Below are 26,181 nucleotides of genomic sequence, written 5' to 3' on the forward strand. Positions count from 1 at the left end.
TAAGAGGTGTTTATGTCTATTAAATTAAACGGTAATTTAATTACTCTTTCAACAAAGAATACATCATATCAGATGAAAATTGATGATTTAGGTTATCTTTTCCACACATGGTATGGTGAAAGAATAGAAGACAGCGACGATATGTCTTATCGCATTAGCAGTATAGACAGAGGGTTTAGTGGAAATCCGTATGAGACAATGGATAGAAGTTACTCTTTGGATGTATATCCACAGGAATATCCTACTTTTGGAAGTGGAGATTACAGAGCTGATTGTATTCAGGTAATAAATCCTGACGGTACAAATATAGTGGAATTAAAATATGATTCCTATGAAATAAAAAAGGGAAAATACGACTTGCCGGGACTTCCGGCTTTTTTCTGGAATGAAGAAGAGGGTGAGAGTCTTAAAGTAAACCTTATAGATAAGGTAAGCGGAGTAAGAGTAGAGCTTTTGTATGGTGTACTTGAAAAATATGATATTATCACAAGAGCGGTTAAGATAGTAAATACATCTGTAAATGAACTCAAAATAGAAAAGGCACTTTCAGCATGTATAGATATGGTGGACGGTGATTTTGATCTTATACATTTCCATGGAAAGCATGCTATGGAAAGAGAGTTTGAGAGAAGCCCGCTGTTACACGGAAAGATGGTACTTGAAAGCAAGAGAGGTACATCAAGCCATCAACAAAATCCGTTTGCAATACTTGCAAAAAAGGATGCTACTGAAACATTTGGTGAATGTGTGGGTTTTGCATTTGTATATAGCGGTTCATTTATAATTGAAGCTGAGATAGATCAGGTAAATCAGACAAGACTTGTAGTAGGGCTTCACCCTGAGCAGTTTGAATACATTTTGAATGCAGGTGAGGAACTTGTACTTCCTGAGGTGGCATTTACATATTCAAATGCCGGATTTGAGAAAATGACACATTCATTCCATGATGCTGTAAGACAAAACCTGCAACAGGGTAAGTTTGTACATACACATAGACCTATACTTATAAACAACTGGGAAGCTACTTATTTTGATTTTAATGCGGATAAGATCTTTGATATCGCATCAAAGGCAAAGAGTCTTGGAATAGAGCTTTTGGTTATGGATGACGGATGGTTTGGAGAAAGATATGATGATGCAAGAGGACTTGGAGACTGGTATGTAAACGAAGAGAAACTTGGTTCATCATTAAAGGAATTGGTGGATCGTATCAATGCTATAGATATGAAATTCGGCATCTGGTTTGAGCCTGAAATGATAAATGAGGATACAAGACTTTATAGAGAGCATCCGGATTTTATGATCAGAGTACCGAACAGAAAGGGAGTAAAGGGCAGAGAACAGTTTATTCTTGACTTTACCAGAAAAGATGTTAGAGATTATATTAAAGATATGATGGTAAAAATTCTGGATAATGCAAATATTGAGTATATCAAATGGGATATGAACAGAAGCTTGTCTGCGGTATATTCAGCAAAACTTCCTGTAAAAAATATGGGAGAGTTCCATTACAGATATGTTCTCGGTCTTTATGATTTACTTGGTGAACTTACAAAGAAGTATCCGAATATTATGTTTGAGGGCTGTTCAGGTGGTGGCGGAAGATATGATCTTGGTATGCTTTACTACCATCCTCAAATCTGGCTAAGTGATGATACTGATGCTATTGAAAGATTGAAAATACAGTATGGAAGTTCATTTGCATATCCAATAGGAAGTGCAGGTGCACATGTGTCAGCATCACCTAATCATCAAACTACAAGGAAAACACCTTTTGAAACCAGAGCTACTGTAGCTATGGCCGGTACTTTCGGATATGAGCTTGATTTAAATAAGGTATCAGAAAAAGAGCAGGAGCAGGTAAAGTCTCAGGTTAAGGATTATATAAAATATGATGAGCTGATTCATGAGGGTGATTACTACAGAATCACAAGTCCATATGATAAATCAAGAGTTACTGCTTGGCAGGTTCTCTCAAAGGATAAAAAATTCGGACTTTTAAGTGCTGTGGTACAAGCTGTAGAGGCAAATGAGTCAAATATTTATATTTATCCAAGAGGTCTTGAGAGCGAAGCTTATTATGAGATAGCAGGTGAAAAGAGACGAGGAAAAGTCTGGATGAAAGGTGGGGTTTTAATTCCGAGAATTAAAGAAGAGTACGAGTCATTCAGATTTGAAATAAAAAGAGTTTAGTAATGAAAAAAGGGGCTGTCGGGAAATGATAGTCATAAGAAAGGGAGGTGTGACTCAAAACGAGTCACACCTCCCTAAGTTTTTACATAAAAAAAGATGGCTAACGATAACCATCTTTCTCCGTTACATGTTATAATGTAACTATGCTCACAGTTAATTATTATAACGACTTTTTTGAAATAGGTCAACAGAAAATCAACTTTAGCTTCTATGAATATAAGCCATAAATGATAAAGTCCTAGTATACCACAAATAAAAATGTCCCACTTATGGTAGAATACTATTTTGTATATTCTAACACTAGGAGGAACTGACTTATCAGAAAGGTTATTTTATCAATGGATGAACAAAGAAAGTATGATGTTATCAAAGGTCTGGTGGATCACCCAGATACAGCCAATAAGGATAGAGCCGCTCTTATCCTAGGATGCACCAAAAGGCATATAAACCGTATGATACAGGGTTATATTAAATATGGTAAGGCATTCTTTATTCATGGTAACAGAGGCAAAAAGCCGGCTACCACTATCTGTCCTGATATCAGAAGTCAGGTTCTTGATCTATACAGAACTAAATACTACGAGGCTAACTTTGAACACTATACAGAGCTTCTAAAAAAGCATGAAGGCATAAGCATCTCTTCTTCCTCTGTAATGAGTATTTTGGAGTCAGAGTACATTCTATCTCCAAAGGCTACAAAAGCTAAGCGTAGACGCATTAAGCAAACTCTCAGAGCTAAGAAGGAAGCTGCAACATCAAAAAGGGAATTATCACAGATACAAGCTAACTTAGTAGCAGTTGAAGATGCTCACAGTCGTCGTCCAAGATGTGCTTATTTTGGTGAATTGCTTCAGATGGATGCTACCCCTTATGAATGGGTGCCGGGGCAGATATGGCATCTACATTTGGCTATTGATGATGCCTCAGGTGTTGTCACAGGTGCCTGGTTTGACACTCAGGAGACTCTTAATGGATACTACCATGTATTTGAGCAGATTCTTACTGATTATGGTATTCCTTATAAGTTTCTTACTGATAAACGAACTGTATTTACTTACAAGAAAAAAGGTGCCTTATCTGACGACAAAGACACCTATACACAGTTTGCATACGCCTGTAAGCAACTTGGCACACAGCTTGAATCAAGCAGCGTACCACAGGCTAAAGGACGTATAGAACGATTGAATCAGACTTTACAGTCACGCCTGCCTATTGAGTTTAGACTCGCAGGCGTAACCGATATCCATAAAGCCAATGAATTCATTTACCACTACATAAAAGAATTCAATGAGAAGTTCGCACTTCCACTTTATGGTATCAAATCTGTCTTTGAAACGCAACCATCTAAAGAAAAAATAAATCTTACTTTGGCGGTTTTAACTGAGAGAACTGTTGATGCCGGACATGCGATTCAATTCGAGAAGAAATTTTATAAGATGATAGATAATAAAGGATTGCAGACCCATTATCGAAAAGGTACCAAGGTTATGCTTATCAAGGCATTTGATAAGTCTATGTTTGCGTGCGTAAATGACAAAGATATTTATGCACTAGAAGAAATACCGGCTCATGAGCATAAATCTAAGGACTTGGACGCTGACTACAAACAGCCAAAGCCTAGAAAGCCTTATATACCTCCAATGAACCATCCTTGGAGATTGGATGCCTTTAATAAATTCGCACACTCACAGCCACACAGAATTGAAGAAGACATAAAAAGTGCATAATAAAAGCCCCTTTGTGGGGGCTTATAAATTAATTATTTTGGGACATAATCATTTATGCTTGACACAGAAAATCAACTTTAGCTTCTATGAATTGAGTTTACCCGATGACGATCCAGTCTATACCCTAAAAAAAGTTATGGAGGATTTAGATTTTTCCGGACTATTAGCCAATTGTTCGGACAAGGGAAGAACAGGGTACAACCCGATCATGATGTATGCAGTTATTACTTATGCAAATATGCGTGGAATACGCTCTATTGATCGTATTGTGGATTTATGTGAAAGAGATATTGCTTTTATCTGGCTTACTCAAGGGAGGAAGCCTAAAAGAGATGCTTTTTATGAATTTAAAAGTAAGAAACTTACTTCAGATATTTTGGATGACTTAAACTATCAGTTTATGAGACGATTACAAAAAGAAGGATTTGTTACATTAAAAGAATTGTTCATTGATGGAACAAAAATAGAAGCTAATGCTAATCGTTATACTTTTGTATGGCGTGGAAGCATTAATTATCATCTTGCAGGTCTTCTGGATTCTATTGATAAGCTTTATTCAGACTATAATTCTTTTTTACAAGATAATGGATTTGGTGAAAAGTACGAGCTTGGAAATGCACAAATGTTTGTGATTGACGGAATTGATAGAGTTAGAGATATTATTGAAAAGAACAGAAAAAGAAAGATTACGAAACATAAAAAGCTATCTAATAACCGTATTATAGAGATTGATAACTGCTCGCCTATTGAAATACTTAAGCTTCAGAAAAACCTTATGACTATTGCTGACGGAGAAGGTATTGTATTTGTTAACGGAAAGGGTAAGAGAAAGCCAAAGCTTCAACAATTCTATGAAGAACTTGAACATTGTGGACAGCGATTAATGCACTATAAAGAATGTTTTGAGATTATGGGGAAAGATAGAAACAGCTATTCCAAAACTGATTTGGAAGCAACCTTTATGCGAATGAAGGAAGATCATATGCTTAATGGGCAGCTAAAGCCTGCATACAATGTACAGATAGCGGTAGAGAATTATTTTATTGTACATAGTTATGTAAGTAATGATCGTACAGATTATAATACATTAATTCCGGTCCTTGAAAAGCATAAGGAAGCATTCGGAGAAGTACTTGAAGAAGTGACGGCAGACAGCGGTTATTGTAGTGAGAAAAATCTCTTATATCTAAAAGAAAATAAGATAGATAGTTATATAAAACTACAGGATCATGAAAAACGAAAAACAAGAGCATACAGTAAAGATATAGGTAAATACTACAACATGAAGACAATGGTATTTGAAGATGAGCAAGTCTATATCTGTCATGACGGCCGTGAACTGAGACATATCAACACAGAAAAGAAAGAACAGAATGGTTATACACAAACATATGAAGTATATGGATGTTCAGACTGTAGTGGATGTGAACATAAGTCTAAATGTTTATACAAGTATAATCCTGATAAAGATATTGATAAGAATAAAGTAATGAAGATCAATGAAGTATGGGAAGAGCTCCGAGAGAAGTCACATGCTAACATACAGAGTGAAAAAGGTATTCTGAAACGACAGATACGCTCTATTCAAACAGAAGGTCATTTTGGAGATATTAAAGAGAATGAAGATTTCCGACGCTTTAACTATCGTACTTCAGATAAGGTTTATAAAGAATTTATGCTTTTTGCAATAGGAAGAAATATAAATAAATATCATCGTTTTCTCTATGCCAAACTAAAGAAATTTGAAGGAAAACTACAGGAGAAAACAGCATAGTAAAAAATGCAAAAGCAAAATTTCAGCCAAGGGGGTTTTATGCCCCAAAATAGCCAGTATTATAGAAAAGTAAAATATCCTGACAAAGTCGCAAAGCCAAAACACCTTGTATTTGTCAGGATATTTCTATTTCGTTCTGTAGGGATTAAAATTCAGTATTTCCCGACAGCCTCTTTTTAGTATTAAACTTTAAGTTTTTCACTTAGCCATATGCACAGATTACTATATCTGCTTTCAAGATTTTCGTGATGTCCGTAATTATCAAATACAGAGGTAACATCCATAATCTTTTCTTTAATTATACTGTGTAAATCTGTAGCAATCTTTGGAGCATTTTCTAAAATATTATTATGTTTATCTCCCTCATTTTTTCCGTTCAGCAAATAAACGGAAGCTTTTTTATTTTTAAAATCTGTATCTTTACAGTATTTTATAAAATTCGGATACCAGAATGAACCGCAAAGTGAGAACACTATACCCGGAATATCAACGGTTGAAAGAGAATATACAGCAGCCAGCCCACCAAGAGAATATCCGCCATAGACAATTCTTTCATGATCTATATTGTATTCAGACAAAACTTCAGGCAAAAAAGTTTCAAAAACCAGTCTGTGATATTTATCTGCACTTCCGCCGAAATCGGGTATACCGGGTCTTATATTTTTGGCGGGATAAGGTGTAAAAGCGTCCAATCTGTTTACAGCTTTCAGTCCGATAATTATCGCCTTATCTTTTAAAGCATTTAAGCGAAATATTTCACCGTCATTTAAAAGTATAAGCGGATAACTCTTCGTTTTATCATAATTTTTTGGCAAGTTTAGTTCAGTCTTAAACATTTTATTTATTCAGGAAGGTATTTATATCTTCCAGTGCTTTAATAGAAGATGCACCGTAGTCCATAAACTCATCATATGAAATAGTCATGATTTTGTCATTTGCTATGGCAGGTACATCACTTAAAACAGAATTATTCTTCATAAGCTCCACGGCATTTGTATCCATCTCTTTATTTCTGTCGCTTGTAACATAGATGATTACTTCAGGTGCCATTGTGACAAGATTTTCAAGTGTCAAATCTGAAGTTCCTGTTGCAACATTTGTGTATCCCAATGTATTCAGTATACTTTCCTGTAGTGCAGATTTGTAAGCACCAAAGGTTGAATCATTGTATGCACACATAATGAGAGCATTTTTTAATTCGCCGGAATTGTTATTATCTGAAGTTACTACAGCACTGACTTTTTTCTCAAGTTCATCGGCATATGTATTTGCTTTTTCCTGAACATTGAAGATTATTCCTATATTCCTTATATCTTCAATAACATTTTCAAGGCTTTGCTTCATATTGGAAACAGATGATTTTTGAGTATATACAGGTATACCGTTCTCATTCCAGGAGTCAATTGTTCCCAAAGATTTATCTGAAAACATCATATTTCTTCCTATTATGATGTCAGGGTTATTGGATAAAACAACCTCTTTTGATACACTCTTTTTATCACCGATATGGGGTATGGCGGAAATAGCGGCAGCATAATCATCTGTGATTTCATTGTCGGGGTTTAACATACCTACGATTTTATCCTGTAATCCGAGGTCAATAAGTATTTCTGTAGATGAGAGATTATTGGTTATTATTCGCTCAGGAGATTTTTCAAATACCTGAGTGATTTCTTTACCGTCAGCATCATAAGTTGTAATGCTGACAGGATAAACAGTTTCAGAAGACTTCTTTTCATCCGCGGTTGAACTTTCGGCAAGTGAAGTACTTTCCGCTACAGTTGTTTGTGCAAGAGTAGAATTTGCAGAGCTGTTATCTGTGGTGCTTGCACATCCTATGAGTGCAAGTGAAATAAATGTACCTATGGCTATATTAAATATTTTTTTCATTTTAATTCCTTTCATATTAAATATATTCTATCAAGGCTTGATTATCATCTGCCCATGATATTTTGCAATCGATGTCGTATACATCTTTCATGGATTTGTTTGTTATAGTTGATTTTGGACTGCCTTCGTACCTTACCTCACCCCCTTTCATAAGATAAATATGATCGGAATACTTACATGCCAATTGAATATCATGAAGTACTGCAAGCACATTAATATTTAAATCCTTTATAATTTGAAGAATTTCAATTTTATATTTTATATCCAAATGATTTGTAGGCTCATCAAGAAGAAGCAAAGAGGGGTTTTGGGCTATAGCGCGGGCAAGTGCCACACGTTGTTTTTCACCTCCTGAAAGTGAGAGATATGATCGCTCTGATTTATCGAGCATACCCACTTTTCTCAAAGCGTCTTCCACGATATCATAGTCTTTTTGTCTTTCCGTTTGCATAAATCCTATATGAGGTGTTCTTCCAAGCATGACCATATCTTTTACATTACAATCAAAATTTATTTCATTAAACTGTGCAACTACAGCCATTTCCTTTGCCGAATCTTTCAAACGAATATGCTCTATATTTTTATTATTCAATAAGATGATGCCGGAGGACGGTTTTAAAATTCTATATATAGTTTTTAATAATGTGGTTTTACCGCAACCGTTTGGTCCGAGTATCGAATAAAATTTATTTCCGCTTATCCCTATGGAAACATTGTTTAATATGATCTTATCTTTTATAGAATATGATATATCAGTGCATTTTAAGTCCATTTATCTTTGTCCCCCTCTTTGATTTTTTACGACTATATAAATAAAGAAAGGCCCACCAACTAAAGAAGTAAATATTCCTATCGGTAATTCCGCTTTGTCAATAAGACATCTGGCAAGAATATCAGACCAGAGTATAAATAAGCTACCGAGTAGGGTTGAGAGTGGGAGTATCTTTTTATGGTCTGTACCTACAAGGATTCTTGATATATGAGGTGTAATTAAACCTACAAAACCTATTATTCCGCATTTCGATACCAAAATTCCTGTAATCATAGAAATAAATATCATATAAATAAATCTGTACTTATGTAAATTTATTCCAAGCGTAACAGCGACCTCATCACCCATAAGCATGGCATTTAAAACTCTGTATTGTGAGAAAAAGAAAATAAAGGATATTACAATAACAGCGATAAGCAGTTCGGTATCTTCCCATGAAGCACTTGCAAGAGATCCCATGGTCCAGAATTTTATTGTCATCATACTGTCTGAATTGGCACCTATAGATATTATGAAGTTTGAAAAAGCGCTGAATAAGGCGTTTACAACAGCTCCGGACAGTATTAGACTTGTAGTTGTTATTTTCTTACCTATCGAAGCAATAAAAAGAACCACAGCTGTTGATATAATAGAACCCGAAAATGCTCCTATTCCGGTCAGAGATTTTAAACCAAGTATAATAAAAAAAGTGGCTCCAAATGTTGCACCGGCTGAAATTCCTAATATGTATGGCTCTGATATGGGATTGTTAGCGGTAGTTTGCATTATCGTTCCGCAAATAGCCAAACCCGCTCCTACAAAAATTCCCATTATTACTCTTGGTACTCTCATATTCAATACAATTGCAATAGTGGATTTGGATAAATCATCTATATTTTGAGTGCCTGATACACTATTTAAAAGTATATTGAATGTATCCTTTAAAGATATTCTTACCGCTCCGAGTGAAATACCTATAAGTACGGAGAGCAGTAAGGCTATAAACAGGACTGTAAGTAAGATTATAAACTTAAAGTCCTTTTTAGTTTTCGACATAGATTTATAAAACCTTTCATTTAATACAAGGTTAGTTTTACCTAACAAAGATATTATAATTGAAATTCTAAAAATTAGAATATAGAATAATATAAAGATATGGATTATTATTAAAAATATAGTCCATAAAAGGAGGAGGCATGAAGGATACAAAATTTTTATTGGATTGCCAAAGAGAGTACAGCAGCAGAAAATATTTGATTACAGGTATTTCACTGCAGGAAAAGGAAAAGGGTAAGCATATTTCATATGATACTACTCATAGCGCATTTATATATACTCTGGAAGGTGAGGCGGAGATTTATTTTAATGATAAAAGTTTTACCGCTACGCCGAATGTAGTAGTTCATGGGGCAAAAAATCAAAAGATATCATTTGATATCAGGTCGAATGAACCATTTGTACATTTGAATATATATTATGATCCGGAGATGCCATGGCACGGATACAGTGATATTATGAACTCAGTATATGAAATTTCAAACTTCAGGCAGGAAGTTTCTATTGAGTTGCTATCAAAATTGAAAGCAAGTGTGGAGAGGTCAAGCTTTGACGATCAGGTACACAATAATATGATAGCTCAACAACTTATTCTAAGTTCGTTCGGCTATTCTATGATAAATAAAGAGATATTACAGATAGAAAAAGCCGTGGAACTTATGGAAAAATCCTATAATAAAAATTTACGACTTGAAGATCTGGCCGATATTGCAGGTATGAACAAGGCTCATTTCTCGTATACATTTAATAAGATTTACCATATAAGACCTATAGATTATCTTATAAGATTACGCCTCAGAAAGGCTGTAAATCTACTGTTATCAGGCATGTCTGTAACAGAAACCGCTATAAATGTAGGATATCGTGATCCGTTGTACTTCAGTAGATTATATAAAAAATATTTTGGTATACCGCCAAGTCAAACATTGAAAAAATAAGAGAAGATAATGCTTATTATCGAATACATAAATAAAAAAAAGTTTATTTATTTAAAAAATTATGCTATAATCTATGTAAAACATTGTTAAAAAATGTGAATAAGCTTAATGTATATTTTCTTGAGAGAATATATATCTAAATTTTTTTTTGGTAAAAATAGCATTTAAGTCTCAACTTTAAAATCAAAAGAAAAATGCTGTTGATTCCAAACAGGATTTGCTAACAATTTATATATGCCGAGATTTTATTAAATAAAATAAGCAACGTATTTAAACGGCATATAAATACATCGTGGAGGGAATTTTAATGTACAGTTTTACAGTAAATGGTAAATTAGTTGAAACTGAAAAAGAAGTGTCACTGCTTAGATTTTTGCGTGACGATTTGAAGCTCAAATCTATTAAGGACGGTTGTAGTCAGGGAGCATGTGGTACTTGTACTATTATAATTGACGGTAAGGCAACAAGAGCCTGCGTTATGACTACAAAAAGAGCTGAAGGCATGAATATCGTTTCAGTTGAGGGATTGAGCGATTTTGAAAAAGAAGCGTTTGTTTATGCATTCGGTTCAAAGGGTGCTGTACAGTGTGGATTCTGTATTCCGGGTATGGTTATGTCAGGAAAAGCTCTTATCGACAGAAATCCTAATCCTACAGAAAATGATATCAAAGAGGCTATAAAGGGAAATGTCTGCAGATGTACAGGATACAAGAAGATTATTGAGGGTATCGACCTTGCGGCTCAGATACTCAGAGGCGATAAGAAGATCGACGAAGAGCTTGAAAAAGGTGATGATTTCGGTGTAGGTTCAAATGCATTCAGAATCGATGTAAGAGATAAGGTTCTTGGTATCGGTGAATATGTTGATGATATGGAGCTTAAAGATATGCTTCATGTTTCAGCAGTAAGAACAAAATACCCTAGAGCAAGAGTGCTTGATATCGACTTCTCAGAGGCTTTGGCACTTGAAGGTGTAGTTGCGGTATATACAGCAGAGGATGTACCTAACAATAAGGTAGGACATATTCAGCAGGACTGGGATGTAATGATTGCAAAGGGCGACGTTACAAGATGCATGGGTGATGCTATTTGTCTTGTAGTTGCTGAGAGTGAAGAAATACTAAAGAAGGCTAAGGCGCTTGTTAAGGTTGAATACGAGGTGCTTGAGCCTGTAAGAAATATAACAGAGGCTATGGCCGAGGGTGCGGGAAAAGTACATCCAAACGGTAACCTTTGTCAGTCAAGACATGTTAAAAGAGGTGATGCAAAGGAAGCGATTGCAAATTCAAAGTATACAATTACAGAGACTTTTGATACACCTTTCACAGAGCATGCATTCCTTGAGCCTGAGTGTGCAATAGCTCTTCCATATAAGGACGGTGTAAAGATCTACTCTACAGACCAGAGTGTATTCGATACAAGAAAAGAAGTGGCTATAATGTTTGGTTGGGATCCAAGCAAGGTAGTTGTTGAGAATAAGCTTGTAGGTGGCGGATTCGGTGGTAAAGAGGACGTTTCGGTTCAGCATATAGCTGCACTTTGTGCATATAAGCTTGGTAGAACAGTAAAGGCTAAGTTTAGCAGAGACGAGTCACTTGCTTTCCATCCAAAGCGTCATGCAATGCATGGAACATTTACTCTCGGTTGTGATGAAAACGGTATATTCACAGGACTTGACTGTGATATCTATTTTGATACAGGAGCTTATGCATCTCTTTGCGGACCTGTACTTGAGCGTGCATGTACTCATGCGGTTGGACCATATTGCTATCAGAACCATGATATAAGAGGATTCGGATACTATACAAATAATCCTCCTGCAGGAGCGTTTAGAGGATTCGGAGTGTGCCAGAGTGAGTTTGCACTTGAGTCCATTATAGATTTGCTTGCAGAAAAGGTTGGAATATCACCTTGGGAAATCAGATACAGAAATGCTATCGAACCGGGTAAGGTATTGCCTAACGGACAGATAGCAGACTGTTCAACAGCTCTTAAAGAGACTTTGGAAGCTGTAAAAGAGGCTTATGAAGCTAACTATCCAAATGTAGGTTTGGCATGTGCTATGAAGAATGCCGGTGTAGGTGTTGGACTTCCTGATACAGGTCGTGCAAAACTTGTTGTTAATGACGGTGTTATAGAGATATACTGCGGTGCTTCAGATATCGGTCAGGGTTGTGCAACAATATTTATACAGATGGCGGCGGAAACTTTGAACTTGCCTAAGTCCAAGTTTAAAAATATGGGATGTAACTCTGAACTTGATCCTGACTCAGGTACTACATCAGGATCAAGACAGACTCTTATAAGTGGTGAGGCTATAAGAAGAGTTTCACTTGAACTTAAAAAGGACCTTGATGCTGCAGGTGGGGATTTAAATAAGCTTAACGGCAAGGACTACTATGCAGAATACTTTGAGCCTACAGATAAGCTTGGAGCAGACGTACCGTTCCCTAAATCTCATGTTGCATACGGATTTGCTACACATCTTGTTGTACTTGATGAGGATGGTAAGGTTAAGAAGGTTTATGCGGCTCATGACTCAGGAAAGGTAGTAAACCCGATTTCTATTCAGGGTCAGATAGAGGGTGGAGTGCTTATGTCACTTGGATATGCACTTACTGAGGACTTTAAGTTACAGGATTGTGTACCTAAGTCAAAGTACGGTACACTTGGGCTTATGAGAGCTACAGATATACCTGAGATTGAGGCAATATATGTAGAGAAGGAAGAGCTTCTTGGTGTAGCATACGGTTCAAAGGGTATCGGTGAGATTGCAACAATTCCTACAGCTCCTGCTGTACAGAATGCGTACTACAAGAGAGACGGTAAATTAAGACCGAAATTACCTATGGATGATACATATTATACAAATAAGAAGAAAAAATAAATAAAGTTGTATTGAAATCGGGAGATGGCATATGCCTCTCCTGATTTTTTATGCCCAATTTAAAAATAATAAACAGCTGTTGAAAAAAATCAAAGATGTGATATAATAGCGAAATAATAGTCATATGTCTATAAACAAACATAAGTTAAATAATATAGACTGTGATAATCATAATTTTAAAAAGCAGATTATGATTTGTATATCAACTAAGTTGGTTGTAGCAGTTACTTTACAGGATAGGAGATAGGAGAATGTTTGAGAAGATTGCTTCATTTATAGTAAATAAAAGAAAAGCTTTTCTGGTATTTTTTATTCTTGCCACAGTATTTGGAGTATTTAGTTCATCATGGGTGAAGGTAAGTGAGAAATTATCTGACTATTTACCTCAGACTTCCGAGACAAAGCAAGGACTTGATATAATGGAGGAAAGCTTTACGACTTTTGGAACTGCAAAAGTCATGGTTTACAATGTGGATTATGACAGAGCTTTGGAAGTTTCAAAAGAAATGGAGGAGATCAAGGGGGTTTCCAGAGTTGATTTTTATGATAAGACTGATGATGATTATGAAAATAAGGATATTGAAGATTATTATAAAGATTTTTCAGCATTATATACTATAAGCTTTGATGATGTTGAAGATTCAAAATTAGTACAGGAGGCTATAGTTAAGGTGAGAGAATTGGTCTCACCTTATGACAATGTGGTTTATACAACCATTGATAAGGATGACGCTAAAAATTTGAACGAGGATATGAAGGTCATATTTGTCCTTGTAATAATCATAATAATAGCTGTATTATTGTTTACTTCACAAACTTATATGGAAATAATGATTTTCATGCTGACTTTTGGAGTGGCAATCGTTTTAAATATTGGTACCAATTTTATATTTGGAAGGATTTCCTTTGTAACAAAGGCTGTAGGAGTAGTATTGCAGCTTGCACTTGCTATTGATTATGCAATAATACTCTTTCATAGATTTATGGAGGAAAGGAAGGAACATAAACCAAAGCATGCTCTTATAAAAGCACTTGCAAAGGCTATACCTGAAATATCTTCAAGTTCACTTACAACAATGGCAGGTATGGTGGCACTGATGACTATGCAGTTTCAGATAGGTATGGATTTGGGACAGGTATTACTTAAATCTATCATATTCAGTATGTTGGCAGTATTTGCATTTATGCCCGCCCTTATAATGATGTTTGAAAAACAGATTGAAAAATCTATGCATCAAAACTTTGTCCCCAATATAGAATCGATAGGTATGGGAATAATAAAACTCAAAAGAATAATACTTCCTCTGTTTGTGGTTCTTATCGCAGGTGGAATTATACTTTCAAATAAAACAGGATATATATTTGATGTAAACTCTATAGAGTCTGATAAAAAGACTGAATATTTGGATGCAAAAGAAAGAATAGAGGAGCAGTTTGGGAAAAGCAATATAATGGCAATAGTAATTCCAAAGGAGGATTACTTGCGTGAGGCTGCACTTTTAAATGAAGTATCAACTATTCAGGGAGTGAAGAGTGTTACAGGTCTTGCCAATATTGAGGTAGGCAATAATGGTGAATATGTGCTTACTGATAGTTTAAATCCAAGAGAGCTTGCAGAGGTTGCAGATGTGGATGTGGACCTTGTAAAGGCGGCATATCGTTTCTATGCATTGAAAAATGAGCAATACGGTGCATTCATGAACAGTATTGACAGCTATAAAATACCTATAATAAATATGGTGGACTTCTTATATGAACAGATTGAAGATGGAGGTTTGGATATAGATGAAGATACTATAAGTGATATAGAGGATATACATAAGAGTATAACTGATGCAAGAAAGCAGCTGGAAAGTGAGAAATACTCTAGAATCTTACTTATATGGGATAAGCCTCTTGAGGGAAAAGATACTTTTGAAAGTATAGATACAGTAAGAAATATTGCAGTAAAGTACTATGATGAAGCATATGTGGTGGGAGACAGTTCAAGCGATTATGATATAAGTAAGTCATTTGGTGGTGATAATTTAAGAATAAGTATAATAACTGCACTTTTAGTAGGTGTTATATTGTTATTTACATTCCAAAATGCCGCATTGCCTTTTATATTGGTTCTCACTATACAGGGAAGTATATGGATAAACTTCAGTTTGCCATATCTTACAGGTGAGAATATGTTCTTCCTAAGTTATTTGATAGTAAGTTCGATACAGATGGGAGCGACAATTGACTATGCTATTGTAATAACCAGTAGGTATCTGGCTTTGAGAGAAGAAATTTCAGATAGAGATACAGTTATATCAAGAACTTTAAATGAAGCATTTCCTACAATAATTACATCAGGAAGTATTATGGCGGCTTCAGGATTTGTAATAGGGAATATAACATCAAACCCGACAATTTCATCTCTTGGAAAGACATTGGGAAAGGGTGTTGTTATATCAATGCTGATGGTAATGGTTGTTTTACCGGTATTGCTCTATACTTTTGATTTTATTATTGATAAAACATCATTTTCAAGAAAAATAAATGAGGAGGAGAATAAGAGAGAAGATGAAGAAGAAAATAGCATTATTACTGAGCCTTAGCTTAATAATTGGAAATATTTTGCCTGTATATGCAACTGGAAATACAGCACAAAGCACATCAGATATTATTAATATTGGTAGTGCTGATGAACTTCTAAACCTTGTAAAAGGTTCAACAGTTGAAAACTACACATTAAATAAGACCTATGTTTTGACAAATGATATTGATTTATCTGATAAGGATTTTAAGCCTATTTCAATATTCTCCGGTACTCTTGATGGTGGTGGCTATACAGTAAAGGGGCTTAATATAAGTGAAAAAAGTACCGGTGCCGGACTCATAAGTGTTTTGGGACCAAAGGGCAGTATTAAGAATCTTAATATTGAAGGAAATATAAATCCTGAAGGTGGAAAAACTCTTGTAGGTGGAATTGTAGGGACAAATAAAGGTATTATAGAAAATGTCAATTTTGCAGGGTATGTAGCAGCTTATAAAAGAGTGGGAGGTATAGTAGGACTAAATGAGGAAAGTGGTTTTATAATAAATTCAAAAAACTATGCTGTAGTAAATGGAACAAAGATTGTAGGTGGAATATGTGGATTTAATAAGGGCAGTATTATAGGTTCACAAAATCTTGGAAGGATTGCAGGAAACAATGAGAGTGTAATACCTGATGAGGATAAGATGAAAAGTGTACCAAGCATAGATATTGTAAACGCTGTTACAGATGATGTAAAACAGGAAATGATAGGTGGAATAGCCGGCGTTTCAAGTGGAATCATAAGAGATTGTACAAATAGTGAGAAGGTTGGATACCTACATGTAGGATATAAGGTTGGAGGTATAACAGGTTTACAGTCAGGAAGTATAAATAACTGTATAAATGAAGCCTCTATTTTTGGAAGAAAGGATGTCGGAGGTATTGTAGGTGTACTTAAGCCTTACATTGAGGTAGCCTATGAAGGAGATACTTTGGATAGCCTTGAAAGACAAACAGAAACTCTCTCAAAGCTTTTAGATGCTTTTGAGGCTGAGATAGATAAGAATGCCACTATCCTTGAAAATAATGCAGACAGTATTGATGCTAAAAAGAATGAACTTACAGACAGTATAAATGAACAGAGAGATTTTTATAGTAAAGAGGCAGATAATTTTGACGGTGGTTTAAAAGAAAAAAATGATGAGGTAAAAAAGGTAACTGATGAGGTAAATTCCAATGTACTAGATATCGGAGAGAATGTAGGCGATATGAGACATGGATCAAACTATAGGGATATTATTAATGACAGGAATACCAAACTTCAAAATATTGTTGCAGGTATAAAAAATATCAATGAAATTTCAAAAAGAATGAAGAATGATATTAAAGACAAGAAGGAAAGTGCCGACAATATTGCAAGTGATTTTGAAGAACTCAGTTATCAAATAGATGAATTATATTTAAAGTCATCTGACCTGCTGGATTATCTGGATGAAGAAAAGGGAGACTTGAGGCAAAATCTTAATGAATCTTATGATACTGTAAGCGGCAAGAAGGATGAACTTGAAGCTGAAATAAATAAAGCCAGACAGGATCTAAGAAGCAGCAGACAGGATGTAAAGAGCAGTATTGATGGTGTAAGGAATGAAATTGATAATATAAGAGTTACAATACAGGATGGAGGAAACAGATTAAGAGATAAGATTGATGATGGAAAAATTTATTTTGATGTATCAGTTAATCCACCTAAGGAATATACCTATGGAAAACTGGAAAATTCTGTAAACAGAGCAATCATAAATGGTGATATAAATACTGCAGGTATTGTAGGAAGAGTAGGTATAGATCCGGAAGACAGTATTACAACAGATACAAATCTTAAGGATACGGTGAACAGTAGAGGTAGTACATCTTTGAATTTTTCCAATAATGTATATGCTCTAATACAGTCAAATATAAATGAAGGTGAAGTGAATGTAAAAAATGACTATGCCGGAGGTATAGTGGCAAAAGCTGATTATGGTGCAATTATTGCAAATAAAAATTATGCTGATGTTAATTCACAAAACGGATCATATATAGGAGGAATTGCAGGTTATAGTGAAAATCTTATAAAAGATTCTTATATGCTTGGAGATGTAAGAGGAATGGACTATATAGGAGGAATTGCAGGTATTGCTTGTGATATTACAGGTAATACTGCTATGAGCACTGTAGTTAGCAACAATTTGGCAAGATTTGGAAGTATTGCCGGAGATGTTTTGGAAGACTCCTATATAAAGGATAATAGATATGTGGATGATGGTGTAGGTGCGGTAAATGACATTACTCTTAATGGTGAAGCAAGCATAGTTTCATATGAGGATCTCCTACAGGATGGAAATACACCTGAAGGATTTAAAACTATGAGAGTAAATTACTATGTAGGAGATGATGTTATAAAAACTGTGAATGTTACCTACAATTCATATGTGAGCGGTGCAGATATTCCTAAGGTTCCGGAAATAGAAGGATATAATACATTTTGGGAAAATAAAGATTTAAATAATATAAAGAGAAATATAAATATACATTTGGTGGAAGAAAGGTGGAATAAAAATATATCTGCCAATGCAAATGTAGACGGAAAGGCAATTTTACTTGCAAGTGCATTATTCTATGACGGAACAAGTGTTCAAGTAGAAGAAATTGATGTTACAGGACTGGGGAAAGATGCTGTAAAAGGATATAAATACAGTATTATTCCTGAAGGGAGATATGCTGATGAGGGCATTGAACTTAGAGTTTTAAATGAAGGCAAAAAGGCTAATACAGTGGCTATAAAAACTGATAAGGGTATTGAAAAAATAGCTACAACTAAAGTGGGATCTTATCTCAGCTTTAGAGTTGATAAGCCTCAAGGAGAGTTTGTACTTATAAAAATACATACTGTAAATAAGTATATAATAGTTCTTGCTTTTATTGCAGCAGCCACAGTTATAGGTTTGGGATATACTTACTATAAGAAAAAATGAATCTGACATAGGCCATTTAAGAGAGATATATTTTATAGGCTTTTAAATTTACAATCCTGAAAAGTTTTAATAAAGAGCTGAGATCAGGATTGTAATAAAAAGCCTATGGTAAATTATATAAAAATCCACTTAGTCTGTAGAAATTACTGATATTGAAAATAATGCTCATATTTTAGTATAATAGAAGAAACTATAATATCATAACAGATAGGAAAATATATGAAAAAGAGAGTTGTTATTTTTGGAGATTCAAATACCTGGGGATATGATGCTGTAACAGGAGGTAGATTCAATGAGGAAATCAGATGGCCAATGGTGGCAGCCAAGATTCTTGGAAATGAATATAGAATACTCGAAGAGGGACTTTGTGGCAGAACTACTTGTTTAGAGGATCCTTTTAATGAGGGATTGTCAGGACTGACATATATTTTACCATGTTTACAGACGCATTCCCCTTTAGATATGCTTGTAGTAATGCTTGGTACAAATGATTGCAAACAGAGATTTTCTCTTACAGCTGCAAATATTGCACTCGGAATGAGAAGACTTGTGAAAAAGGCAATGGAAGCTGAGGTTTGGAGAGATAATCCTAATATACTTGTAATTGCACCGGGACCGATACTAAAGGAATGTGAGCTTTCAGAAGTAGGTAAAAACATGGGAGTATGTTCTGATAAATCCTATGAGATTGCAAAGGAGTATGAGCTTATAGCCAAGGAACTTGGAGTAGGATTTTTTGATTCAAGTAAATGCGTTGAAATGAACGATATTGATTTTATGCATTTGACAGCTGATTCACATATAGCACTGGCAAAAGAAGTTAGTGTAATTATAAAAAATACTTTAGAAAATAAGGAGTTGAAGGCATGACTTTGACTCAGCTAAAATATGCTATAGAGGTTGCAAATGCCGGATCTATAAATAAGGCGGCAGGGAATCTTTTTATTACACAGCCAAGCCTTTCTTCAGCTATTGCAGAACTTGAATCAGAAATAGGTATAAAACTTTTTTCAAGAAATAATAGAGGAATATTCTTAACTCCGGCAGGAAATGAATTTGTAGGATATGCCAGACAGGTGGTAGAGCAATTTGATTTGATAGAAGCAAAGTATATATCAAATCAAAAGCTTAAAAAGAAGTTTAGTGTATCAATGCAGCATTATACATTTGCAGTCAGTGCTTTTGTAAACCTTGTAAAGCAGTTTGGTATGGATGAATATGAGTTTGCTGTACATGAGACCAAGACATATGATGTTATAAATGATGTAAAGACCTTTAAAAGCGAAATTGGTATACTATATTTAAATGATTTCAATAAAAATATTTTGACAAAACTTTTTAAAGACTCAAATGTTATATTTACTCCTCTGATGAAGTGTAGCATTTATGTATATTTATATAAGAAACATCCTTTGGCAAACAAGAGCAAAATAAAAATGGAGGAGCTTATGGATTATCCCTGCCTTTCATTTGATCAAGGAGAATATAATTCTTTTTATTTTGCAGAAGAAGTATTGTCTACATATGAATACCATAAGCTTATCAAAGCAAATGACAGGGCTACATTGCTCAATCTAATGGTGGGGTTGAATGGATATACACTTTGTTCAGGTATAATATGCGAGGAATTAAACGGAGATGAGTATATGGCTGTCAAGCTTGATTCTGATGAAAAGATGACTATAGGTTATATCATTAGAAAGGACATTACTATGAGTGAGCTTGGTAAAAAGTATTTGGAAGAGATGTCAAAGTTTCAAGATAAGGTATTGGAATAGGAGAAAAGATGAGATTAGGAGTAATAGGTTTTGGAAATATGGGTTCTGCCATTGCAAAGGGATTTGTATCAAAGAAAGCAATGGATATTACGAATATTGGAGTATTCGACACCTATGATAAGACAAGGGAAAATGCCCATAGAGAGGGATTTAGTATATATAATGATGAAATAGAGCTTATAAAGCATTCAGATGCAGTTTTAATAGCAGTAAAGCCGATACATGCTAAGGTATTGTTTGAAAAGATTGCAAAGGATATTGAGGATAAATTAATTGTATCTATTGTAGCAGGACTTGAGAGCACTACTATAAAGTCATGGATTGGATGTGACAAAAGAGTGCTTAGAATTATGCCAAATACTCCGGCAATAGTAGGCGAGGGAGTGTTTGCTTTGGACAGTGATAGCAATGCAAGAGATGATGAGAAGAAAACTTTAGAAAGTATGTTTTCAGCTATAGGTTTGGTAGAATGGGTGGAGGAAAGGCTCTTTCCAGTAGTAACAGGTCTTTCCGGAGGTGGACCGGCATATGTAGCAATGTTTATAGAAGCTTTGGCAGATGCGGGAGTTCTCCACGGATTGAAGAGAGATGTGGCAATAAAGATGGCTACTAAGACTGTACTTGGAAGTGCAGCACAGATACTTGAAACCGGAATACATCCGGCAGTATTAAAGGATATGGTATGTTCACCTGCAGGTACAACTATAGAAGGTGTAAAGGCGCTTGAGGATTATAGTTTTCGAGCAGGGGTTATTGAAGCCGTAAGTGCAGCTACATTAAAATCAAAGAAATAAAAAATGTCAGCTACTTTTCGTAGCTGACTTATGTTTATTCTTATAATTAATTACCCTTTGTAGCAGCTTCTGCAGCAGATGAAGCCATATTTGCAGCATCATTAGCAAGGCTTGAAGCATCAACACCTGCAGACTCCATAACAGAAGCAGCTTCTGACATACCTGATTCAAGAGCAGAAGAAGCCTCTGAAGCAGCAGACTCTACAGCAGAAGAAGCTTCGTCCTTACCTGCTTCTACACCTGAAGAAGCCTCTGAAGCAGCAGACTCCATAGCAGAAGAAGCCTCTGAAGCAGCAGACTCTACAGCAGAAGAAGCATCAGCTTTTGGTGCACTTGAGCCACAAGCGGTGAAAGCAAGCATAGCTACAGCAGCGATTGAAAATAACTTTAATTTTAACATTATAATACCTCCCATAAATATGACATAATGATATGTCGATTAACAAAAAGAGATTTTATAACAAATTATCACAAATGTCAAATGAAATCATATTTTATATCTAAAAAACTTAAAGGCTTTTGAGATTATTACACAAAGTTTTGAATAAAGAAATACATAAAACGGTCATAGATAAGGATGGAGAGAGATGATTAGATTTGAAAAGATAGATGAGAATACAAAAAACCTTGAGGAAATAAAACAACTGTATCAGGATGCTTTTCCATTTGAAGAGAGGGTTCCTTTTTATATTATGGTTTTAGTGGGTAATGACAGAGGAGTAGAGTTTTTATCAATTTATGATGATGATATTTGGCTTGGATTTATACATACATTAGTAGGAGATGAACTTTCATATATATTCTATTTTGCCATAGAAAACTCTTTAAGACAGAGCGGATATGGAAGTAGGATATTAAAAGAGTATAAGAAAATGCATCCAAGACTTTCTCTGGCAATAGAGCCGATAGAAGAGAGTGATAATATAAGACAAAGGAAGAGAAGATTGGAGTTTTATAAAAATAATGGCTTTGAGATACTGGATACAAAGGTTGTAGAAATGGGTGTTGAATTTGAGCTGATGGGTGCTAAGGGAATGGAGATAAAGGAAAGTGACTATAAAAAGCTTGTAAAGAAGTTTTTCGATTCTTTTAGTCAAAAGAAAGTACTATCAGTAAAAGAAATGAGAGATGCAGACCGCTATACTATTGAGAATTTTATAGACAGTAAGGAGTTAATGTATAGGGCAGGTGAGGCAATTTTCTATGTGGGTGATTGGAACATAGGAGATAAGGTACTTATAGTTGCCGGTAGTGGTAACAATGCAGGAGATGGATATGTAGTAGCAGATTTATTGAATATTGAAGAAATAGATGTAGAAATTTTGCTTATAAAGGATAAATTTTCAGAAGATGGAAAATATTATTTTGATATATGTAGACAAAAGGGGATAAAGTATTCCATATTAGATGAGCATATGGATTACAAGATACTTTTAGATAAATTTAATTCGTATGATTATATTCTGGATTGTATTTATGGTACCGGATTTATTGGAGAGGTAAAAGAACCGGTATATTCTCTTATCAAGGCGATAAATGATTCACAGGCAAGTGTAGTAAGTGCAGATATAAACTCTGGTATGAATGGAGACACCGGAGAATCAAATATATGTGTGGATTCTGATCTTACAGTAAGTATAGGATTTTTGAAAAAGGGACTTATAACAAGTGAGGCTTCAAAGCATATAGGTGAACTTGTAAATATGGATATAGGTATTATAATTGAAATGGATAAAAATCAGGCAGAGTGAAAGCTCTACCTGATTTTGTGTTATTTGATACATCAACCTTATATCATTCAGGTTTAGTTGATTCTATTTAATATATCTATATTTTAAAGTGTGAGGTCTATCTTATTGCAAATAATATTTATATTATGTATACTTTAGAGTAGACTTTATGGAAGTGGAGAATTGATGTGGCAAGTCGAAAACAAACAAGAAAGAGTAATAGCCGGAGTAAGGCGAATAAGAAAATAGATAATAATGGACAGATGGATTTCCTTAACTCAGAAATCCTGATGATTGCATTATTTTGCGTATCATTGGTACTTTTTTTGAGCCATTTTGGACTTATGGGAATTTTAGGAAAGTATCTAAAAATATTTCAGTTGGGACTTTTTGGTGTACTTGGGTATGCAGTTCCAATGTTTGTATTTATAGGAGGAGCCTTCCTTTTATCTAATTTAGGCTCAAGCGTAGCAAAAATAAAATTTATAGGTGTAGTGTTGGCGATATTAACTATCGATACTCTTATATCTCTTATTGGAATACCAAGTTTAAAACAGTTTGGCATTATAAGATTTTATACTGAAGGATGGTATGGAGGATTTATCGGAGGTATACTAGGTCTTATTATATCATCAATACTTGGTAAAATTGGAGCCATTATATTCTTTATTGCATTATTTATAATATCCATTGTTATATTGACCGGAAAATCTTTTGTATCAGTGGTAAAAGCAGGTGGACAAAAGACTATATCAAGGGCAAAAAGTGATATGGCAAAGGCCATAGAACAAAGAAAGCAAAAAAAACAACAGATAGTTTATGAAGAAGATGATGATGATGTATTTGAAGAGATTGATATTGATAAAAATAGTGAAGGATATATAGAAGAACTTTTAGAATATGATAAAAGATCAAATAGAGGAAGAATAGATCTTGGAGCAATAGATTTTTCAAAGAGAAAATTAAAGCATGTTGTAGATCTTCCTGAAAATAAAAAAAATGATCCAATAGGTGGACTGTTTGAGGGAAAGAATAATAAAGATTTTGGAAAGACAGTTACTGATAAAAGTGTTGTGGATACGAATTATCAGAGTGTAGAAGAAGAGGTTGCTGTTCCACAGGAATCGGTGATTATAAATAAGCGTTCAGACACATTCTATGGTAATATCAAAAGAGGAAATGATGAATCCGGATTTGAAAATGACATTGATGAGGATATGCTTAGAAGAGCTAATGAAATATTGGCAAGGAAAGATGAAATAGACATCTATGAACAGCCTATCTCGACTATAAGAATAACTGATGATGACTCACATGATGACTTTATAAAAGCTGAAGAAAAATCTGATTATTCAAGAGATTCTATTGAGTTTATAAAGGACTATGATGATGACGAGCTTGAAAATGACTATAATAAATACGACAAATCAGAATCTTATATTGAAGAACCTACATATAGTGCAGCTATACAAAGTAAAAATGAGGATATACAAGAAACCCAAGCAGTTTCAAACACTCTGGTAAGTAATGATGGGGAAAGAACCTTGGTTACTGCCGGAGGCAAGGTTATTGTTTCAGATACATCTGCACTACAAAAGAAGATGGAAGAGCAAAGAGCAAACTCTCCACAGGGTAAGATAAGAAATGAAATTGCCAAAAATGTACAAAGGCCTTATACATATCCAAGTACATATCTTTTAAAGAAAAATACTAATGACAATGAGTCTCTATCAGATAGTGAGTACAGAAACACAGCGATTACATTGCAAGAGACTTTGGCAAGTTTTGATGTAAATGTGACTGTAGAGGATATCAGTGTAGGTCCTTCAGTTACACTATACGAGTTAAAACCTGAGCAGGGCGTTAAGGTATCTAAAGTTCTATCCCTTGCAAATGATATCAAACTTGCATTGGCTGCCAGCGATATAAGGATAGAAGCACCAATACCCGGAAAATCAGCTATAGGAATAGAAGTACCAAATAAGCAAAAACAGACGGTATATTTAAGAGAACTCTTTGAGAGTAGAGCTTTTAGAAATGGTACTGAAAGTATAGGCTTTGCTGTGGGTAAGGATATTTCAGGTAAGGTAATAGTTTCAGATATTGCAAAGATGCCACATGTACTTATTGCAGGTGCTACAGGCTCAGGAAAGTCAGTATGTATAAATACTTTGATAATGAGTATTATATATAAATATTCTCCTGAGGATGTAAAGCTTATAATGGTAGATCCAAAAGTGGTAGAGCTTTCAGTATATAATGGCATACCGCATCTTTTGATACCGGTTGTAACAGAGCCTAAGAAGGCTGCATCAGCACTTAATTGGGCAGTTGCCGAGATGGGTGAAAGATATAAGAAATTTGCAGCTACAGGAGTAAGAGACCTTACAGCATATAATAAGAGAATAGATGAGGCAAGAAAAAGAGGAGATATAGAAGGATTGCCTGAGAAATTGCCAAAGATCGTCATAATCATAGATGAGTTGGCAGATCTTATGATGGTAGCTAATAATGAGGTGGAAGATGCTATAGTTAGACTTGCACAGCTGGCAAGAGCATGTGGAATTCATCTGGTTATTGCTACACAAAGACCAAGCGTAAATGTCATTACAGGTATAATAAAGGCAAATATACCTTCCAGAATTGCATTTGCAGTATCCTCAGGTATTGATTCAAGAACTATACTTGACAGCAATGGGGCTGAAAAACTGCTTGGAAAGGGTGACATGTTGTTTGCACCATATGGTGCATCAAATCCTATAAGAGTACAAGGTGCATTTGTATCTGATGAAGAAGTATCGGCTGTAGTGGATTTTTTGAAAAATCAGGGGATGCAGACAAGATATGATGAGGATACTATCAAGCATATAGAAGAGAGTGAAAAGACCTCAAATGGTGGCAATGAGGTTTCAGACCGAGATGAGCTGTTTGAGGCGGCAGGCAGATATATAATAGAAAAAGATAGGGCATCTATAGGTAATCTTCAAAGGAATTTTAAGATTGGCTTTAATAGGGCTGCAAGAATAATGGACCAGCTTGCAAGTGCAGGAGTGGTAGGTGATGAAGCAGGGACAAAGAGAAGAGAAATACTTATGAATATGGATGAATTTTTAGATGTTTTATAAAAATTGTCCTATGGA

Annotated in this window: 17 protein-coding genes; 12 read left to right on the forward strand and 5 right to left on the reverse strand. The window is 35.0% G+C overall.

Annotated elements, in window-relative coordinates; genetic code table 11:
- Nucleotides 1-12: 12 nt before the first annotated feature.
- The 3 genes from D4A81_RS03700 to D4A81_RS03715 all read left to right on the forward strand — a co-directional run bounded on the left by D4A81_RS03700 (nt 13) and on the right by D4A81_RS03715 (nt 5,694).
- Complete coding sequence (locus tag D4A81_RS03700) at nt 13-2,193, forward strand: alpha-galactosidase (protein ID WP_111525459.1); 2,181 nt, start codon at nt 13-15, stop codon at nt 2,191-2,193.
- Between the two features lie 338 nt (nt 2,194-2,531).
- A complete protein-coding gene (locus D4A81_RS03710) occupies nt 2,532-3,920 on the forward strand; it encodes an ISNCY family transposase (RefSeq protein WP_119808251.1) in 1,389 nt (462 codons plus the stop codon).
- A gap of 31 nt (nt 3,921-3,951) precedes the next feature.
- Nucleotides 3,952-5,694, forward strand: coding sequence for an IS1182 family transposase (locus tag D4A81_RS03715; protein WP_119808327.1), 1,743 nt, complete (start codon nt 3,952-3,954; stop codon nt 5,692-5,694).
- Nucleotides 5,695-5,876: 182 nt separating this feature from the next.
- Here D4A81_RS03715 and D4A81_RS03720 read toward each other — a convergent pair whose 3' ends face one another.
- The 4 genes from D4A81_RS03720 to D4A81_RS03735 are packed head-to-tail and all read right to left on the reverse strand — an operon-like array spanning nt 5,877 to nt 9,391.
- A complete protein-coding gene (locus tag D4A81_RS03720) occupies nt 5,877-6,530 on the reverse strand; it encodes an alpha/beta hydrolase-fold protein (RefSeq protein WP_111525665.1) in 654 nt (217 codons plus the stop codon).
- Nucleotide 6,531: 1 nt separating this feature from the next.
- Nucleotides 6,532-7,584, reverse strand: coding sequence for a heme/hemin ABC transporter substrate-binding protein (locus tag D4A81_RS03725; RefSeq protein WP_111525664.1), 1,053 nt, complete (start codon nt 7,582-7,584; stop codon nt 6,532-6,534).
- 16 nt (nt 7,585-7,600) lie between these two features.
- Nucleotides 7,601-8,356, reverse strand: a complete 756-nt coding sequence (locus tag D4A81_RS03730) for an ABC transporter ATP-binding protein (RefSeq protein WP_111525663.1) — start codon at nt 8,354-8,356, stop codon at nt 7,601-7,603.
- The gene (locus tag D4A81_RS03735) at nt 8,357-9,391 is read right to left on the reverse strand and encodes a FecCD family ABC transporter permease (protein ID WP_111525662.1); all 1,035 of its coding nucleotides are present in this window, start codon (nt 9,389-9,391) and stop codon (nt 8,357-8,359) included. It lies immediately after the preceding gene.
- A gap of 140 nt (nt 9,392-9,531) precedes the next feature.
- Between D4A81_RS03735 and D4A81_RS03740 the strand changes: the two genes are divergently transcribed.
- The 7 genes from D4A81_RS03740 (at nt 9,532) to proC (ending at nt 21,311) form a co-directional block, all read left to right on the forward strand.
- A complete protein-coding gene (locus D4A81_RS03740) occupies nt 9,532-10,329 on the forward strand; it encodes a helix-turn-helix transcriptional regulator (protein WP_111525661.1) in 798 nt (265 codons plus the stop codon).
- Between the two features lie 307 nt (nt 10,330-10,636).
- Nucleotides 10,637-13,216 (forward strand): selenium-dependent xanthine dehydrogenase, encoded by a 2,580-nt coding sequence (gene xdh, locus D4A81_RS03745; protein WP_111525660.1) that lies wholly within the window; start codon nt 10,637-10,639, stop codon nt 13,214-13,216.
- A gap of 251 nt (nt 13,217-13,467) precedes the next feature.
- On the forward strand, nt 13,468-15,804 hold the full coding sequence (locus D4A81_RS03750) for an efflux RND transporter permease subunit (protein WP_111525659.1): 2,337 nt from the start codon (nt 13,468-13,470) through the stop codon (nt 15,802-15,804).
- Entirely contained in the window at nt 15,770-18,739 is a 2,970-nt protein-coding gene (locus tag D4A81_RS03755) for a hypothetical protein (RefSeq protein WP_111525658.1), read from the forward strand. Before D4A81_RS03750 ends, D4A81_RS03755 begins: the two co-directional genes overlap by 35 nt.
- Nucleotides 18,740-18,958: 219 nt before the next feature.
- On the forward strand, nt 18,959-19,609 hold the full coding sequence (locus D4A81_RS03760; protein ID WP_111525657.1) for a GDSL-type esterase/lipase family protein: 651 nt from the start codon (nt 18,959-18,961) through the stop codon (nt 19,607-19,609).
- Nucleotides 19,606-20,517 carry a LysR family transcriptional regulator gene (locus D4A81_RS03765; protein WP_111525656.1) on the forward strand — a complete coding sequence of 304 codons (912 nt, stop codon included), beginning with the start codon at nt 19,606-19,608 and terminating at the stop codon, nt 20,515-20,517. The genes D4A81_RS03760 and D4A81_RS03765 overlap by 4 nt, the downstream gene beginning before the upstream one ends.
- Nucleotides 20,518-20,525: 8 nt before the next feature.
- Complete coding sequence (proC, locus tag D4A81_RS03770; protein WP_111525655.1) at nt 20,526-21,311, forward strand: pyrroline-5-carboxylate reductase; 786 nt, start codon at nt 20,526-20,528, stop codon at nt 21,309-21,311.
- Nucleotides 21,312-21,357: 46 nt separating this feature from the next.
- Here the strand turns inward: proC and D4A81_RS03775 are convergent, their stop codons facing one another.
- Nucleotides 21,358-21,711 carry a hypothetical protein gene (locus D4A81_RS03775; protein ID WP_111525654.1) on the reverse strand — a complete coding sequence of 118 codons (354 nt, stop codon included), beginning with the start codon at nt 21,709-21,711 and terminating at the stop codon, nt 21,358-21,360.
- A 187-nt stretch (nt 21,712-21,898) separates the two neighbouring features.
- Here D4A81_RS03775 and D4A81_RS03780 point away from each other — a divergent pair, with 187 nt between their 5' ends.
- Nucleotides 21,899-23,062, forward strand: coding sequence for an NAD(P)H-hydrate epimerase (locus tag D4A81_RS03780; protein WP_111525653.1), 1,164 nt, complete (start codon nt 21,899-21,901; stop codon nt 23,060-23,062).
- Between the two features lie 167 nt (nt 23,063-23,229).
- Nucleotides 23,230-26,166, forward strand: a complete 2,937-nt coding sequence (locus tag D4A81_RS03785) for a DNA translocase FtsK (RefSeq protein ID WP_111525652.1) — start codon at nt 23,230-23,232, stop codon at nt 26,164-26,166.
- Nucleotides 26,167-26,181: the final 15 nt, after the last annotated feature.

The sequence above is a fragment of the Lachnoanaerobaculum umeaense genome (genome assembly GCF_003589745.1).
Lineage (GTDB): Bacteria > Bacillota > Clostridia > Lachnospirales > Lachnospiraceae > Lachnoanaerobaculum > Lachnoanaerobaculum umeaense.